This window comes from Klebsiella sp. GG_Kp175 (genome assembly GCF_040062325.1).
Taxonomy (GTDB): domain Bacteria; phylum Pseudomonadota; class Gammaproteobacteria; order Enterobacterales; family Enterobacteriaceae; genus Klebsiella; species Klebsiella quasipneumoniae.
Window position 1 is genome coordinate 52,732 of sequence record NZ_JBEAFX010000033.1, and the last position, 15,743, is coordinate 68,474.

A 15,743-nucleotide genomic window follows, 5' to 3' on the forward strand; every position below is an offset into this window, starting at 1 on the left:
ATTCGCAGAATAAGGTGCTGGGCTGACGTGATTTATGCTGCAAATAATTCATTCAGGCATGCATCATCTCGTATCAGCGTATAGCTTTGGGTAATATGTGCCAAATTTTGCCGAATCTGGAGAGTTGCAATGCGTGGTGATTTCTACAAACAGTTAACTAGCAATCTGGAGACCGCTCGGGCCGAAGGCTTGTTTAAAGAAGAGCGCATCATCACCTCGGCGCAGCAGGCGGACATTACCGTCGGCGACAGCCACGTGATTAACTTCTGCGCCAATAACTATCTGGGTCTGGCCAACCACCCGGCGCTGATCGACGCGGCGAAATCCGGTATGGACAGCCACGGCTTCGGGATGGCCTCGGTACGCTTCATCTGCGGCACCCAGGATACGCACAAGCAGCTGGAGAAGAAGCTGGCGGATTTCCTAGGTATGGAAGACGCGATCCTCTACTCCTCTTGCTTCGACGCCAACGGCGGCCTGTTTGAAACGCTGCTCGGCCCGGAAGACGCCATTATCTCCGACGCCCTGAACCATGCCTCTATCATCGACGGCGTACGCCTGTGTAAAGCGAAACGCTTCCGCTATGCCAACAACGACATGCAGGAGCTGGAAGCGCGCCTGAAAGAAGCCCGCGACGCCGGGGCGCGTCACGTGTTAATCGCCACCGACGGCGTCTTCTCGATGGACGGCGTGATCGCCAACCTGAAAGGCGTATGCGATCTGGCGGATAAATACGATGCGCTGGTGATGGTCGATGACTCCCACGCCGTCGGCTTCGTCGGCGAAAACGGCCGCGGCTCCCACGAATACTGCGACGTGATGGGTCGCGTCGACATTATCACCGGCACGCTGGGTAAAGCGCTGGGCGGCGCCTCCGGCGGCTACACCGCCGCACGCAAAGAGGTGGTCGAGTGGCTGCGCCAGCGTTCCCGTCCGTATCTGTTCTCCAACTCTCTGGCGCCGGCCATCGTGGCCGCCTCCATCAAAGTGCTGGAGATGGTCGAAGAGGGTGCAGACCTGCGCGATCGCCTGTGGGCCAACGCGCGTCTGTTCCGTGAAAAAATGACCGCGGCAGGCTTCACTCTGGCGGGCGCCGACCACGCCATCATTCCGGTGATGCTGGGCGAAGCGGTGGTGGCGCAGAACTTTGCCCGCGAGCTGCAGAAAGAAGGGATCTATGTCACCGGCTTCTTCTATCCGGTGGTACCGAAAGGCCAGGCGCGTATTCGCACCCAGATGTCGGCGGCGCATACCCCTGAACAAATTGAGCGTGCGGTGGAAGCCTTTACCCGCATCGGTAAACAACTGGGCGTCATCGCCTAATAAGGGTGTGAGATGAAAGCGTTATCCAAACTGAAAGCGGAAGAAGGCATCTGGATGACCGACGTACCGGAACCGGAAGTCGGCCATAACGATCTGCTGATTAAAATCCGCAAGACCGCCATTTGCGGGACCGACGTGCACATCTACAACTGGGATGAGTGGTCGCAGAAGACTATTCCGGTACCGATGGTGGTCGGGCACGAATATGTCGGCGAAGTGGTGGGGATTGGCCAGGAAGTGCGCGGCTTTAAGATTGGCGACCGCGTCTCCGGCGAAGGGCATATCACCTGCGGCCACTGCCGTAACTGCCGCGCGGGCCGTACCCACCTGTGCCGCAACACCATCGGCGTGGGCGTCAACCGCCCGGGCTGCTTTGCCGAGTATCTGGTGATCCCGGCCTTTAACGCCTTTAAAATCCCCGACAATATCTCTGATGACCTGGCGTCTATCTTCGACCCGTTCGGCAACGCTGTGCACACTGCGCTCTCCTTCGATCTGGTGGGGGAAGACGTGCTGGTCTCCGGCGCCGGCCCGATCGGCGTGATGGCGGCGGCGGTGGCGAAACACGTCGGCGCGCGTAATGTGGTGATCACTGACGTTAACGAGTACCGTCTTGAGCTGGCGCGCAAAATGGGCGTCACTCGCGCGGTGAACGTGGCGAAAGAGAACCTCAATGACGTGATGGCCGAGCTGGGGATGACCGAAGGTTTCGACGTGGGCCTGGAGATGTCCGGCGCGCCGCCGGCGTTCCGCAGCATGCTGGATACCATGAACCACGGCGGTCGTATCGCGATGCTGGGTATTCCACCGTCAGATATGTCCATCGACTGGACCAAGGTCATCTTTAAGGGGCTGTTTATCAAAGGGATCTACGGCCGCGAGATGTTCGAAACCTGGTACAAGATGGCGGCGCTGATCCAGTCTGGTCTGGATCTTTCACCGATCATCACCCACCGCTTCGGCATTGACGACTTCCAGAAGGGTTTTGACGCCATGCGCTCCGGCCAGTCCGGTAAAGTGGTTCTGAGCTGGGAATAACGCCTTCGGTCTGTTGTAAAAACCAGCAAAAAAGGCGCCTGCGGGCGCCTTAATTTAGATTTGGATAACATTTTTAGCCTGCTTAATATCAAGCGCACAATTTCTACATCGATTTTACGGTTATTCGCTTATACAGTGTGTTTAGTCGCGGTTTAACTTTGTAACTATCATGCTTAAACTCTCCGTATGCTTACTGACCTGTAACTCTGCACGTCTGCTCATGGAGGTGCTGCCCCCGCTGCTGAGGGTGGCCGATGAGTGTATTGTCGTCGACTCCGGTAGCACCGACGAAACGGTCTCTATTTGTCAGCAGTTTGGTCTCACCGTCCATCACCATGCCTATAAAGCCCACGGCGCGCAGATGAACTATGCCATTGGGCTGGCCAGCCATGACTGGGTGCTGTGCATGGACAGCGATGAAATTCTTGATAACGACGTCGTGTCGGCCATTCAGGCGTTAAAAGCGGGGGAGGAGCCTGACCCGGCATGCGCCTGGCGTTTGCCGCGCTACTGGTTTGTCCTCGGCAAGCAGGTGCGGACGATCTACCCCATTTCCTCGCCGGATTACCCGGTGCGCCTCTTTAACCGCCAGCAGGCGCGATTTAACGACCGGCCGGTGGATGACCAGGTGGTTGGACACGCGCGATCCGTCAGGCTGCCGGGCTTTGTACGCCATGACACCTTTTATTCGCTGCATGAAGTGTTTAATAAGCTGAACAGCTATACCACCCGGCTGGTGAAGCACCAGCAGATCAAACCTTCGCTGGCGCGGGGGATCGTCAGCGCGATTGGCGCTTTCTTTAAATGGTATCTGTTCAGCGGGGCGTGGCGCTATGGCAAAGTCGGCGTGGTCACCGGCCTGTACGCCACGTTTTATAGCTTTCTCAAATATTTTAAGGCGTGGTACGCCCACGAAGATAACCAGGCGCCCGTCGCGCAAAAGCGAACGGACCCCTGAGTGGTCTAGTTGCCGGGATTGTCCCAGCCCTGCCATTTGAGGCGATAGTACTGGACCAGCGCGCTCTGGCTGATGCTGTCGCTGAGGATAGTGAAGAAGCGGCTGGCGTTCACGGGCTCCAGCGGGCGCTTCGGCTTGCAATACTTCACGCCGTGGAACGGATTACGCGGCTTCTGCTGCTGCGGCGCCGTTTGTTGCGCGGGCGGCTGAGTGTAGTTTGGCGTCGAATTGTCGACCTGCGGCTCGTTGAGCAGGCTGCTCGGGCGCACCAGCGTGATATCCGGCGGCAGGCTATAGACCATCTGCTGCAGCACCCGCACCGTCGTCGGATGCGGATGGCCAATGGCTATCGCCGAACCGTTACGACGCGCCAGGGCGATGGCGCGGTTGAACTGGGTGCGGATATCGGCTTCATTCTGCGTATCGTCAAGAAACACCTTGCGCTTAATCACCTTCACCCCGGTGCCCTGCGCGGCGCGCATGGCCTGGGTATTGCCGATGGTCACGCTGTCGAGAAAATAGAGATTGTAGCGCTCCAGGGCCTGCATCACCTTCTGCATGCCAAACAGGTTGGAGGTCATCGCGCTGCCCATATGGTTATTCAGCCCGACGGCGTAGGGGACTTTGCCGTAAGCTTCGCGAATGATGCGCTCGATCTCCTCGCTGCTCATTTCGGGACGCAGGGTGTCTTTTTCCAGCGGCTGTTTGCTGAGCGGCGCCATCGGCAGGTGGATGAGCACTTCATGGCCCAGATTATGCGCTTTCGTGGCCATTTCCCGGGCGTGCGGCGCGTTCGGCAGCACGGCGACGGAGATAGTGGAAGGCAGCGCCAGCACCTGATTTTCGGTCTGCGGGCGGTAGCCAAAATCGTCAATAACGATGGAGAGTTTGCCAGCGAACGCTGGCGCCGCCAGAGCCAGCGAACCGGCTACGGCAAGAGCAATTGCGCGAAATTGAAGCAAAACTTATCTTCCCAACCACGGCTGTGGATTGACCGCCTGACCCTGGCGGCGAATTTCGAAATAGAGCGACGGACGGCCCTGACCGCCGCTGCTGCCTACGAGCGCGATAGGCTGACCGGCACGCACCTGCGTACCGACGCTGACCAGCGCGCTTTGGTTATAGCCATACAGGCTCATGTCGCCTTTGCCATGCTCGACCACCACCACCAGACCATAGCCCTGCAGCCAGTCGGCCAGAATGACCCGACCATCGGCAATGGCTCTGACTTCGGTGCCTTCAGACGCGGCGATAACCATCCCTTTCCAACGTAGTTCACCTTGCAGCTGTTCGCCATATCGATGAAGGAGCGGACCGCGAACCGGCCAGAACGCCTGACCGCGCGGCGAGCCCAGTCCGCCGGTGCGTGACATCAGCGAACGCTCGCTTTCCGTTGGTTTATAGGTGGTGCCTTTGCGCGATGCTTCCTGCTGGCGGTCGCGCACCGCCTGCGCATCGCGTGCTTCCCGATCGGCTCGGGCTTTGGCGGCAGCCTCCGCCTGGGCGATACGACCGCGTAGGCGCGATTCGTTAGCCCGCAATTCACTTAACTGTTGCTGACCTTGCTGAATGGAGGATTCCAGGCCGGAAAGGGTCTTTTTCCGTTCGTTACGCGCCTGCTCCAGCTTCGCCTGCTGAGCTTTTTGCTCGTAGACCAGCGTCTGCTGCTGGCTCTGCTTCTCTTCGAGCATCGACTTTTGCACCGCCATCTCTTCGCGCGTTTTCTTCAGTTCCGCGATGGTTTCCTGACGGGCCTGGTTGAAATAGCTGAAGTAGACCTGCATCCGCTGATTGCGCTGGCCCTCTTCACCGCTCAGCACCATCTGGATGCCGGTATGCGGCCCCTGGCGGAACGCGGCGTCAAGCTGCGCGGCGAGGTTACGCTCCTGAGACGCGCGCTGGCGCTCCAGCTTCGCGAGAGAGGCGTTCATTTCGTCAATCTGCTTATTGAGCTGGTTCAGGTTGTCCTGGGTTTCGCGCAGTTTGCGGGCCGCGGCGGCGATCGCTTCTTCCTGCGCTTTGAGCTGGGCGAGCAGGCTTGCGCGCTGCTGCTGCTGTTGCTTAATCGCCCGCTGCCTGGCGGCGATGTCGGCCTGGATGGACTTAAGCTGATCGCGATCGTCGGCGTGCGCAGATGACGCGCACAGTAATACGCCAGCGCTGAGCGCGCTGGCGTAAAGGACGGATCGAACTGCCGTTGCGATCCATGTAGTTGAATACGTCGCCTTTCCCCTCATGGGGAAGGATTATTCCACGATGAACAGCGGCTTGCCAGTCATCTCTTGCGGGATTTCCATTCCCATCAGCGACAGCATGGTTGGGGCGATGTCGGAAAGTTTGCCGCCATTGACCGCTTTAACCGCTTTGTTACCGACGTAGATCAGCGGAACCGGCAGGTTGGTGTGGGCGGTATGCGCCTGACCGGTGGCCGGGTCGCGCATCTGCTCGGCGTTACCGTGGTCGGCGGTGATCAGCAGCTGACCGCCAACGGATTCCACCGCCTGCGCCACCTGATCGATGCAGTGATCCAGCGCTTCAACGGCTTTTACGGCGGCTTCCATCACCCCGGTATGGCCAACCATATCGCCGTTCGGGTAGTTACAGATGATAGTGTCGTACTGGCCGCCTTTGATGGCCGCGACCAGTTTCTCGGTCAGCTCGGCGGAGCTCATTTCCGGCTGCAGATCGTAGGTCGCTACTTTCGGCGAATTAATCAGAATCCGCTCTTCGCCTTTGAACGGCTCTTCTACGCCGCCGTTGAAGAAGAAGGTGACGTGGGCGTATTTCTCAGTTTCGGAGATGCGCAGCTGGGTTTTATCGTGCTTGGCCATCCACTCGCCGAAGGTATTGGCCAGCGAGGCGGGCGGGTAGGCGCAGGCCACTTTGATGTCGGCGGCATATTCGGTGAGCATCACGAAGTCGAGGTTAACCACTTTCTTACGCGCAAAGCCGTCGAAGTCGGCGTTGACGAAGGCGCGGGTGATTTCGCGCGCGCGGTCAGCACGGAAGTTCATGAAGATCAGCGCATCGCCATCTTCCATCGCCGCATCGGCCTGACCGGCGGCGCGGATCACGGTCGCTTTCACGAACTCGTCGTTTTCGTCACGGGCGTAGGCAGCCTGCAGACCGGCGACGGCGGTATCGGCCTGGAATTCGCCTTTCGCCAGGGTCATCAGGTCATAGGCCTGCTCAACGCGATCCCAGCGGTTGTCGCGGTCCATGGCGTAGTAGCGGCCGATGAGCGACGCGATGCGGCCTTTGCCCAGCGCGGCAAATTTGGCTTCGAATGTCGCCAGCGTTTTTTCCGCGCTGCGCGGCGGCGTATCACGGCCGTCGAGGAAGGCGTGCAGGTAGATCTTCTCAGCGCCGCGCTCTGCCGCCAGCTCCACCATCGCCATGATGTGATCTTCGTGGCTGTGGACGCCGCCTGGCGACATCAGACCCATGATATGTACCGCTTTGCCGGCGGCAACCGCTTTATCGACCGCGGCGGTCAGTACCGGGTTGGCGAAGAAGGTGCGTTCTTTAATTTCCACATCGAGACGGGTCAGGTCCTGATAGACGATACGACCGGCGCCCAGGTTGACGTGACCCACTTCGGAGTTCCCCATCTGACGGTCCGGCAGGCCAACTTCCAGGCCGGATGCATCGATCAGGGTATGCGGACGTTTGGCCCACAGGGCGTCCATTACCGGCGTTTTAGCGCTGTAAATGGCGTTATCCTGTTGGTCTTCGCGATAGCCGTAGCCATCCAGAATCACCAGTACCATAGGTTTTTTAGTAACCGACATTGCGACAACCTCATGCTCAAAGACAGAAATTTTGCGTAATTTTACTACAGCTGAATCGTTTAAATCCCCGTGAAAGATCAAAGAAAGGGAGCGGCCAGTCCGCGGCGCGTCAGCGAGAACGGCTTTTTTTCGCCGCCGCCCGCAGAAAATACATTACATCGCGCTCACTGGCTGTAATTGCCGCAAGGCACAGGTATACTCCTTTCCTGGTTTTTTTCTCACTTAGTCGGGAGTTGTAACCCCCCATGCAAGAAATTATGCAATTCATCGGCCGTCACCCTGTTCTGAGCATCGCGTGGATCGCGCTGCTGGGGGCGGTGCTGTTCACCACCTTCAAGGGCCTGATGTCGAAAGTTAAAGTCATCACCCGTGGTGAAGCGACGCGTCTTATCAATAAAGAAGACGCGGTAGTGGTCGACCTGCGTCAGCGTGACGATTTCCGTAAAGGCCATATTGCCGGCGCCATCAACCTGCTGCCCAGCGATATCAAAGCGAATAACGTCGGCGAGTTGGAAAAACACAAATCGCAACCCATTATTGTGGTAGACGGTTCCGGCATGCAGGCGCAAGAGCCAGCCAACGCGCTGAACAAAGCCGGGTTTGAAAAAGTCTTTGTACTGAAAGAGGGCATTGCTGGCTGGAGCGGCGAAAACCTCCCTCTGGTACGCGGCAAATAACTTACCCCGCGTGGTGATGCCGCCGCGTTTTCCCCGTCGCGCCTGACGTGAGGGGAACACAGGCTGCGGCGTAAAACCCTCAGGGTAATAACAGGAGTGAAGTCATGGCCAATATTGAGATCTACACCAAAGCGACCTGCCCGTTCTGCATCCGCGCGAAAGCGCTGCTGAACAGCAAAGGCGTAACGTTCCATGAGTTGCCGATCGATGGCGATGCCGCGAAGCGTGAGGAGATGATCCAGCGCAGCGGACGGACGACGGTTCCGCAGATTTTTATTGATGCGCAGCACATTGGCGGCTGTGACGACTTGTATGCGCTTGATTCACGTGGTGGACTTGATCCCCTCTTGCGCTAATTTTTGCGCGCTTTCCCTGCCGGAAGCGCGTATTTAAGGACAACACGAAAGGGTTTTACTATGTCAGAACAAAACAGCACCGAAATGACCTTCCAGATCCAGCGTATCTATACCAAAGATATCTCTTTTGAAGCGCCGAACGCGCCGCAAGTTTTCCAGAAAGACTGGCAGCCGGAAGTTAAACTTGATCTGGATACCGCCTCCACCCAGCTGGCTGAAGGCGTTTATGAAGTGGTGCTGCGTGTAACCGTGACCGCCGCTCTGGGCGAAGAGACCGCGTTCCTCTGCGAAGTACAGCAGGGCGGTATTTTCTCCATCGACGGCATCGAAGGCACCCAGATGGCGCACTGCCTTGGCGCATACTGCCCGAACATTCTGTTCCCGTACGCGCGCGAGTGCATCACCAGCCTGGTTTCCCGCGGTACCTTCCCGCAACTTAACCTTGCGCCAGTGAACTTCGACGCGCTGTTTATGAACTATCTGCAGCAGCAGGCTGGCGAAGGTGCTGAACAACATCAGGATGCCTGATGAACGCACTTAATGCTGCAATGACTGTGATCGGTGCCGGCTCTTACGGCACCGCTCTTGCCATCACCCTGGCAAGAAATGGCCACCACGTTGTGCTCTGGGGCCATGACCCGAAACATATCGCGACGCTGCAACACGATCGCTGCAACGCCGCGTTCCTTCCCGATGTGCCTTTCCCGGATACGCTGCATCTTGAAAGCGACCTGGCCACCGCGCTGGCCGCCAGCCGCGATATTCTGGTGGTGGTGCCAAGCCATGTGTTTGGTCAGGTGTTACGCCAGATTAAACCGCTGATGCGTCCTGACGCGCGTCTGGTGTGGGCGACCAAAGGCCTTGAGGCCGAAACCGGTCGTCTGCTGCAGGACGTGGCGCGTGAAGCGCTGGGCGATGATATCCCGCTGGCGGTGATCTCCGGGCCAACCTTCGCCAAAGAGCTGGCCGCCGGCCTGCCGACGGCGATTTCGCTGGCGGCGACGGATCCGCAGTTTGCCGAGGATCTGCAGCACCTGCTGCACTGCGGCAAGAGCTTCCGCGTCTACATCAACCCGGATTTTATCGGCGTACAACTCGGCGGCGCGGTGAAAAACGTCATCGCCATCGGGGCGGGGATGTCGGACGGCATCGGCTTCGGCGCCAATGCGCGGACGGCGCTGATTACCCGTGGCCTGGTGGAAATGTCTCGCCTTGGCGCGGCGCTGGGCGCCGACCCGGAAACCTTTATGGGGATGGCCGGCCTCGGTGACCTGGTGCTCACCTGCACCGACAACCAGTCCCGTAACCGTCGCTTCGGCATGATGCTCGGCCAGGGGATGGACGTGCAAAGCGCCCAGGAAAAGATTGGCCAGGTGGTTGAAGGCTACCGCAATACCAAGGAAGTTCGCGTTCTGGCACAGCGTTTAGGTGTCGAAATGCCAATAACCGAGGAAATTTATCAGGTATTGTATTGCGGAAAAATTGCGCGCGAGGCAGCATTGACCTTATTGGGTCGCGCCCGCAAGGACGAGCGCAGCAGCAATTAGCTTTCCTTTGTCACCTGAATGACCCTGCCAGCGCAGAACTGGCAGGTCATTACCATATCGCCTGGAGTATGCAATGCCGTGTGAAGAACTGGATATCGTCTGGAATAATATTAAAGCCGAAGCCCGGGCTCTGGCTGACTGTGAGCCAATGCTCGCCAGTTTTTACCACGCAACGTTACTCAAGCATGAAAATCTGGGCAGCGCACTGAGCTATATGTTGGCCAACAAGCTGGCTTCCCCGATTATGCCGGCGATCGCCATTCGCGAAGTGGTGGAAGAAGCCTACGCCGCCGACCCGGAAATGATCGCCTCCGCCGCCTGCGATATTCAGGCGGTGCGCACGCGTGACCCGGCGGTGGATAAATACTCCACGCCGCTGCTCTATCTGAAGGGTTTCCATGCCCTGCAGGCCTATCGTATCGGCCACTGGTTGTGGACGCAGGGCCGGCGTGCGCTGGCGATTTTCCTGCAAAACCAGGTCTCCGTCTCTTTCCAGGTGGATATCCACCCGGCGGCGAAAATCGGCCGCGGGATCATGCTCGACCACGCCACCGGTATTGTGGTTGGCGAAACGGCGGTGATTGAGGATGACGTCTCTATTCTGCAGTCGGTCACCCTCGGCGGTACCGGTAAAACCAGCGGCGACCGTCACCCGAAAATTCGCGAAGGCGTGATGATTGGCGCCGGAGCGAAGATCCTCGGCAATATCGAAGTCGGGCGTGGGGCAAAAATCGGCGCAGGCTCAGTGGTGCTGCAGCCGGTGCCGCCGCATACCACCGCCGCAGGTGTTCCTGCGCGCATCGTCGGCAAGCCGGAGAGCGATAAGCCGGCGATGGATATGGATCAGCATTTCAACGGTATTCACCACACTTTCGAGTACGGCGACGGGATTTAACGTCTTGCCCGGTGGCGCAGCGCTTACCGGGCCTACGATCTCATCCCGCCAGCCTGTCGCCCGGATAAGGCGCCGTGCGCTGCAATCCGGGAATCGCTCAGGCTAGCTGCGCAGCACGGCGCCTGGATACCCCAACTGCCGCCAGGCTTCATACACCACCACCGACACCGCATTCGACAGGTTCATGCTGCGGCTGTCCGGCATCATCGGAATCCGAATTTTCTGCTCCGGCGGCAGGGCATCCAGAATGCTCGCCGGCAGACCGCGGGTTTCCGGACCAAACATCAAGAAATCGCCATCCTGATAGCTGACCGCGCTGTGCGCCGGGGTTCCTTTGGTCGTCAGGGCGAACAGGCGCTGCGGCTGTGCGCTGGCGAGAAACGCCGCGTAATCGGCGTGGCGCTGCACGGCGGTGAACTCGTGATAGTCCAGTCCGGCGCGTCTCAGGCGCTTATCGTCCCAGGTGAAGCCCATGGGCTCAATGATATGCAGACTGAAGCCCGTGTTGGCGCACAGGCGGATAATATTCCCGGTGTTCGGCGGGATCTCTGGTTCGAATAACACGATGTTCAGCATACTGCCCCCTTAATTGCGGGGGGCAGAATAGCAGATATTTGGTCAACCCTCACCCCGGCCCTCTCCCTGAGGGAGAGGGGGAAAACCGGCGCCGGTCGGTGGGCCGGAGAACGCGGGTGAAAGGACCCACCCAACCTTCGGTACTTCACCTGGACGGAGGGGAACGCTACTGCTAGCCTGGCTGCCGGACGGTTCCCTCTCCCTGACGGAGAGGGTGAGGAGAGAGAGCACAACGGCGCAGCTTATGCCGCGTTATGCTGCTTCAGCGCATCGAAGTTCTGCAGCGCCTCCGCGTTCTGCACCAGCGAATCACGGCTAATGTCCGCGATGGTTTTCGCGCCGGTCAGGGTCATCGCCACCTTCATCTCTTTCTCGATTAGATTCAGCAGATTCGCCACCCCCTGCTTGCCATGGGTCGCCAGGGCGTACAGGTAAGCGCGGCCCAGCAGTACGCTGTCGGCGCCCAGGGCGATCATCCGCACGACGTCGAGACCGTTGCGGATGCCGCTGTCGGCGAGAATGGTAATGTCGCCTTTCACGGCGTCGGCAATTGCCGGCAGGGCGCGAGCGGAGGAGAGCACGCCGTCAAGCTGGCGGCCGCCGTGGTTGGAGACCACAATGCCGTCGGCGCCAAAGCGCACCGCGTCGCGGGCGTCCTCCGGGTCGAGGATCCCTTTGATCACCATCGGACCGTCCCAGAAATCACGGATCCACTCGAGGTCTTTCCATGAAATCGATGGATCGAAGTTATTCGCCAGCCAGCCGATGTAATCCTCCAGGCCGGTCGGCTGGCCGAGATAGGCGGAGATATTCCCCAGATCGTGCGGACGGCCGTTGAGGCCAACGTCCCATGCCCACTGCGGATGGGTGACCGCCTGCCAGTAGCGGCGCAGGGCGGCGTTCGGGCCGCTCATGCCGGAATGGGCGTCGCGGTAGCGGGCGCCGGGGGTCGGCATATCGACGGTAAAGACCAGCGTTGAACAACCCGCCGCCTTAGCGCGCTCCAGCGCATTGCGCATAAAGCCGCGGTCGCGCAGAACGTACAGCTGGAACCACATCGGCCGCTTGATGGTCGGGGCGACCTCTTCAATTGGGCAGACGGAAACGGTGGAGAGGGTAAACGGAATACCTTTGTCATCCGCTGCGCCGGCGGCCTGCACTTCGCCGCGGCGGGCGTACATCCCACACAGCCCCACCGGCGCCAGCGCCGTCGGCATCGCCAGCTTCTCGTTGAAGAGGGTGGTCTCGAGGCTCAGGTCCGACATATTGCGCAGAATACGCTGGCGTAACGCCACGTCGGAGAGATCTTCCACGTTGCGACGCAGGGTATGTTCGGCGTAAGCCCCGCCGTCGATATAGTGGAACAGGAAAGGCGGCAGGATACGCTGGGCGGCGGCGCGATAGTCGCTGGCGGCGGAAATAATCATCACGAATTCTCCCTGGAATTATCAATAGCATCGCCGGGCAGGCGGGTAATTCGCGCCTGGCGGGCCTGGTCTTCATCAAAACGTTTAATGGTGGCGTGGACAAAGCCTAAGTGGGCCATCATCGCCTGGCGCGCCGCCTCGGCGTCGCCGGCGACAATCGCCTCCATGACGGCCTGGTGCTGTTCGGTCAGGCGGGCAAATACCGGCGGCACCAGATACATACGCTGACGGCTCTGCTTGACGGAGGAGTGCAGCAGGTCGAAAAAGCCGCGCATGGTTTGCAGGAGCACCACGTTATGCGAGGCTTCGGCGATGGCCAGATGGAAGCGGACGTCCGCCTGCGAGGCGATATCCGGGTCTTCGCTCTGGGTCGCTTCAAAGCACAGGCGAATTTTTTCTTTATCGGCGTCGGTGGCCCGCATCGCCGCGTGCCACGCGGTGCTGGCTTCGATGGCGTGGCGGGCCTCGAGGATGTCGAAGCTGTAGTCAGGGTCATCGGCCAGCAGCGTCTTCAGCGGCTGGACGATGTTTTGCTCCGACCACGGCTCATGCTGAAAGCGGACGAAAGTGCCACCGCCGCGACGGCTCAGCAGTACCCCTTCATTGACCAGCATCGCCAGCGCTTCGCGCAGGGAATTGCGCGAGACGCCGAGCTGAGCGGCGAGCTGACGCTCGGCGGGCAGTCGCATGCCCGCCTCCAGCTGTTGTTCTTCAATCAGCGCCCGGACGCGACGGGCTACATCGTCGGCCAGGCGTTTAGGCATCACTATCACGGGATCATCCAGGTTAAAACGTAGGCCTGCAGCGTGGTGATCAGGCCCACCATACAGGTGAAGATCAGGCTGTGTTTGACGGTAAAGCGGAACAGATCTGACTCTTTACCCACCAGGCCAACCGCGGCGCAGGCGATGGCGATCGACTGCGGGGAAATCATCTTGCCGGTGACGCCGCCGGTGGTATTGGCCGCGACCAGCAGGATATCGGAGACGCCAATCTGCTGCGCCGCCGTTGCCTGCAGCGCGGCGAACAGGGCGTTAGACGAGGTGTCCGAACCGGTCAGGAATACCCCCAGCCAGCCCAGGAACGGCGAGAAGAAGGTAAACGCGTGGCCGGTATGGGCCAGCGCCAGGGCCAGGGTTGACGACAGCCCGGAGTAGTTGGAGATAAAAGCGAACGCCAGCACCATGCCGATAGAGTAGATCGGCAGCGCCAGGTCCTTCAGCGTCCCGGCGAAGGTGGTCAGCGCGTCTTTCGGCTTCATACGCAGCCAGACGATGGACAGCAGGGCGGCGAACAGAATGGCGGTGCCGGTTGCCGACAGCCAGTCAAACTTATAGATGGCGGCGTAAGGCGTCGCGGCGCTGACCACCGGCGGCATGCGGGCGACCATTTTGTCGAGGAACGGCACCGAAAAATTGATGACGAAGTCATACATCGCGCCGCCCGGTGCGAACAGCGCTTTGAACGGCGGCACGCTCCACAGGGTTACGGTGGCGGTCAGGAACAGGAACGGCGACCAGGCGCGGATCACTTGTCCTGCGGTGTAGCGCGTGCGGGCCAGCGTCATATCCACCTGCGAGGCGCCGATGTCGCCAAAGCGGAAGATGCGCACCGGTTGCCAGCGTTTGAGGAACAGGGTCAGGCAGACCAGGGAGACCAGCGATGAGATGATGTCCGGCAGCTCCGGGCCAAGGAAGTTAGAGCTGAGGTACTGGGCGATAGCGAACGAGCCGCCTGCGACCATCACCGCCGGCCAGGTCTCTTTGATGCCCCGCCAGCCATCCATGATGGCCATGATCCAGAACAGCACGATAATGGTCAGGAACGGCAGCTGGCGGCCCACCATCTGGCCGATGGCGAAGCTGTCGATACCGGTTACCTGGCCGGCCACCAGGATTGGGATGCCCATCGCGCCGAAGGCCACCGGCGCGGTGTTGACGATCAGGCACAGGCCAGCCGCATACAGCGGGTTAAACCCGAGGCCGACCAGCAGCGCCGCGGTAATCGCCACCGGCGCGCCAAACCCCGCTGCCCCTTCGAGAAAGGCGCCGAACGAGAATCCGACGATCAGCATCTGCAGGCGTTGGTCAGGCGTAATTGACAGGATCGACGAGCGGATAATGTCGAACTGTCCGGTCTTCACCGAGATTTTATAGACAAAGACCGCGGCGATAATAATCCACGCGATGGGCCACAGTCCGTAGAAGAAGCCATACACTACCGAGGCCAGGGCGCGGTCCACCGGCATTTTATAGAACAGCAATGCGACGGCCAGGGCGATCGCAACGGTCCAGGTAGCGGCGAGATAGCCTTTCAGTTTGAGCTTAATCAGCGCAAAAAAGAAAAACAGAATCGGTAGCGATGCGATAAGACTGGATAACCAGATATTACCGGCGGGATCGTAGTTTTGTTGCCAGAGATTCATGCAGGGTCTCCATCGGGCCGCCAGGACGGGTGGGCTGAGTCTGCGCTCATTGCCGAATCCGTCTTAGGTAAAATTGGCCCGGCCAATTAGGGATAGCAGGGTTGATGACAACGAATGGTTAACCAGATGTTACTCTTAGGCAACGGGTTTGTGATGCATTTTGATGGATTTGTGAACTGCTGGGGGGTAGATGAATTTATTGGTTGGACCAATCTGCCGGCAGGGGACGAAAAAGGGTGGCGGTAGGACAGAATAACCCTCTCCGGACGGAGAGGGCTGGGGATTAGAATTCGCTGCGGGCGAAACCGGTCATCTCTTTCAGACCCATTTCCCGGCCCAGGGCGGTCATCGGATGGACGACCACCAGGCCGCGGACGCTTTTCTTCAGCTTGCCCATATCGGCCTGCTCTTTTTTGGTAATCGCGCGACGGAACGGCAGGCTCATCAGCTTTTGCGCCTCTTTGCTCAGCTTCTGGCTCTGGACGGAACGCAGACGTTCAATCTCCGTTTCCAGAGTGGCTTTTTCTTTTTCCAGCTCAGCGTATTTATCGGCGGCTTCCACCAGCGACAGCTCGGCCTGCTGGTGGCGGATGGCGTCGAGACGATCGCTCAGACGTTTGATTTCATTCTTTTCGACTTCTTTCATGGTGATTTGATCTGTTAATAAAGGGGCTTCATTCGCCTATAGTATGTGCCGTGACCGCTATTGTTGATAGCTATTTATCAAAAA

16 protein-coding genes are annotated in these 15,743 nt (G+C 59.3%); 8 read left to right on the forward strand and 8 right to left on the reverse strand.

The features are described 5' to 3' along the window. The first annotated feature begins 129 nt into the window (after positions 1-129). From kbl to ABLU73_RS23120, 3 genes are all read left to right on the forward strand, one after another. A complete protein-coding gene (gene kbl, locus ABLU73_RS23110) occupies positions 130-1,323 on the forward strand; it encodes a glycine C-acetyltransferase (RefSeq protein ID WP_017900044.1) in 1,194 nt (397 codons plus the stop codon). Positions 1,324-1,335: 12 nt separating this feature from the next. Beyond that, entirely contained in the window at positions 1,336-2,361 is a 1,026-nt protein-coding gene (tdh, locus tag ABLU73_RS23115) for an L-threonine 3-dehydrogenase (protein WP_004205051.1), read from the forward strand. A 169-nt stretch (positions 2,362-2,530) separates the two neighbouring features. Further along, positions 2,531-3,319, forward strand: a complete 789-nt coding sequence (locus ABLU73_RS23120) for a glycosyltransferase family 2 protein (protein WP_017900043.1) — start codon at positions 2,531-2,533, stop codon at positions 3,317-3,319. 5 nt (positions 3,320-3,324) lie between these two features. Here ABLU73_RS23120 and ABLU73_RS23125 read toward each other — a convergent pair whose 3' ends face one another. Genes ABLU73_RS23125 through gpmM form a run of 3 tightly spaced genes read right to left on the reverse strand, consistent with a single transcriptional unit; the run spans position 3,325 to position 7,110 of the window. Next, complete coding sequence (locus ABLU73_RS23125) at positions 3,325-4,281, reverse strand: divergent polysaccharide deacetylase family protein (protein ID WP_017900042.1); 957 nt, start codon at positions 4,279-4,281, stop codon at positions 3,325-3,327. 3 nt (positions 4,282-4,284) lie between these two features. Next, a complete protein-coding gene (gene envC / locus ABLU73_RS23130) occupies positions 4,285-5,556 on the reverse strand; it encodes a murein hydrolase activator EnvC (protein WP_004205048.1) in 1,272 nt (423 codons plus the stop codon). 9 nt (positions 5,557-5,565) lie between these two features. Beyond that, a complete protein-coding gene (gene gpmM, locus ABLU73_RS23135) occupies positions 5,566-7,110 on the reverse strand; it encodes a 2,3-bisphosphoglycerate-independent phosphoglycerate mutase (RefSeq protein WP_023319322.1) in 1,545 nt (514 codons plus the stop codon). Between the two features lie 245 nt (positions 7,111-7,355). On the opposite strand from gpmM, the gene ABLU73_RS23140 reads away from it, so the two are divergent. The 5 genes from ABLU73_RS23140 to cysE all read left to right on the forward strand — a co-directional run bounded on the left by ABLU73_RS23140 (position 7,356) and on the right by cysE (position 10,585). Continuing rightward, positions 7,356-7,787 (forward strand): rhodanese-like domain-containing protein, encoded by a 432-nt coding sequence (locus tag ABLU73_RS23140; RefSeq protein WP_004205046.1) that lies wholly within the window; start codon positions 7,356-7,358, stop codon positions 7,785-7,787. Between the two features lie 104 nt (positions 7,788-7,891). Beyond that, on the forward strand, positions 7,892-8,143 hold the full coding sequence (grxC, locus tag ABLU73_RS23145; RefSeq protein ID WP_002922429.1) for a glutaredoxin 3: 252 nt from the start codon (positions 7,892-7,894) through the stop codon (positions 8,141-8,143). Positions 8,144-8,203: 60 nt separating this feature from the next. Then, positions 8,204-8,671, forward strand: a complete 468-nt coding sequence (gene secB / locus ABLU73_RS23150; RefSeq protein WP_002922428.1) for a protein-export chaperone SecB — start codon at positions 8,204-8,206, stop codon at positions 8,669-8,671. Beyond that, a complete protein-coding gene (gene gpsA / locus ABLU73_RS23155; protein ID WP_004205045.1) occupies positions 8,671-9,690 on the forward strand; it encodes an NAD(P)H-dependent glycerol-3-phosphate dehydrogenase in 1,020 nt (339 codons plus the stop codon). The genes secB and gpsA overlap by 1 nt, the downstream gene beginning before the upstream one ends. Positions 9,691-9,763: 73 nt before the next feature. After that, entirely contained in the window at positions 9,764-10,585 is an 822-nt protein-coding gene (gene cysE / locus ABLU73_RS23160) for a serine O-acetyltransferase (protein WP_002922426.1), read from the forward strand. Between the two features lie 102 nt (positions 10,586-10,687). On the opposite strand, the gene trmL is transcribed toward cysE, so the two are convergent. The 5 genes from trmL to ABLU73_RS23185 form a co-directional block, all read right to left on the reverse strand. After that, positions 10,688-11,161: a tRNA (uridine(34)/cytosine(34)/5-carboxymethylaminomethyluridine(34)-2'-O)-methyltransferase TrmL gene (gene trmL / locus ABLU73_RS23165; RefSeq protein ID WP_004205043.1), complete on the reverse strand. Its 474-nt coding sequence runs from the start codon at positions 11,159-11,161 to the stop codon at positions 10,688-10,690. A 242-nt stretch (positions 11,162-11,403) separates the two neighbouring features. After that, complete coding sequence (lldD, locus tag ABLU73_RS23170) at positions 11,404-12,588, reverse strand: FMN-dependent L-lactate dehydrogenase LldD (RefSeq protein WP_219714033.1); 1,185 nt, start codon at positions 12,586-12,588, stop codon at positions 11,404-11,406. Then, positions 12,588-13,361 carry a transcriptional regulator LldR gene (gene lldR, locus ABLU73_RS23175; protein WP_004205041.1) on the reverse strand — a complete coding sequence of 258 codons (774 nt, stop codon included), beginning with the start codon at positions 13,359-13,361 and terminating at the stop codon, positions 12,588-12,590. Before lldR ends, lldD begins: the two co-directional genes overlap by 1 nt. Beyond that, positions 13,358-15,013, reverse strand: coding sequence for an L-lactate permease (gene lldP, locus ABLU73_RS23180; RefSeq protein ID WP_004205040.1), 1,656 nt, complete (start codon positions 15,011-15,013; stop codon positions 13,358-13,360). The genes lldR and lldP overlap by 4 nt, the downstream gene beginning before the upstream one ends. Positions 15,014-15,296: 283 nt before the next feature. Then, the gene (locus tag ABLU73_RS23185) at positions 15,297-15,659 is read right to left on the reverse strand and encodes a YibL family ribosome-associated protein (protein ID WP_002922410.1); all 363 of its coding nucleotides are present in this window, start codon (positions 15,657-15,659) and stop codon (positions 15,297-15,299) included. Positions 15,660-15,743: the final 84 nt, after the last annotated feature.

Coding starts and splice junctions, on each gene's coding strand:
- secB (WP_002922428.1), top strand. CDS start 8,204: ATGTCAGAACAAAACAGCACCGAAATGACCTTCCAGATCCAGCGTATC.
- gpmM (WP_023319322.1), bottom strand. CDS start 7,110: ATGTCGGTTACTAAAAAACCTATGGTACTGGTGATTCTGGATGGCTAC.
- kbl (WP_017900044.1), top strand. CDS start 130: ATGCGTGGTGATTTCTACAAACAGTTAACTAGCAATCTGGAGACCGCT.
- ABLU73_RS23140 (WP_004205046.1), top strand. CDS start 7,356: ATGCAAGAAATTATGCAATTCATCGGCCGTCACCCTGTTCTGAGCATC.
- lldD (WP_219714033.1), bottom strand. CDS start 12,588: ATGATTATTTCCGCCGCCAGCGACTATCGCGCCGCCGCCCAGCGTATC.
- lldP (WP_004205040.1), bottom strand. CDS start 15,013: ATGAATCTCTGGCAACAAAACTACGATCCCGCCGGTAATATCTGGTTA.
- trmL (WP_004205043.1), bottom strand. CDS start 11,161: ATGCTGAACATCGTGTTATTCGAACCAGAGATCCCGCCGAACACCGGG.
- gpsA (WP_004205045.1), top strand. CDS start 8,671: ATGAACGCACTTAATGCTGCAATGACTGTGATCGGTGCCGGCTCTTAC.
- ABLU73_RS23185 (WP_002922410.1), bottom strand. CDS start 15,659: ATGAAAGAAGTCGAAAAGAATGAAATCAAACGTCTGAGCGATCGTCTC.
- tdh (WP_004205051.1), top strand. CDS start 1,336: ATGAAAGCGTTATCCAAACTGAAAGCGGAAGAAGGCATCTGGATGACC.
- cysE (WP_002922426.1), top strand. CDS start 9,764: ATGCCGTGTGAAGAACTGGATATCGTCTGGAATAATATTAAAGCCGAA.
- ABLU73_RS23120 (WP_017900043.1), top strand. CDS start 2,531: ATGCTTAAACTCTCCGTATGCTTACTGACCTGTAACTCTGCACGTCTG.
- envC (WP_004205048.1), bottom strand. CDS start 5,556: ATGAGGGGAAAGGCGACGTATTCAACTACATGGATCGCAACGGCAGTT.
- grxC (WP_002922429.1), top strand. CDS start 7,892: ATGGCCAATATTGAGATCTACACCAAAGCGACCTGCCCGTTCTGCATC.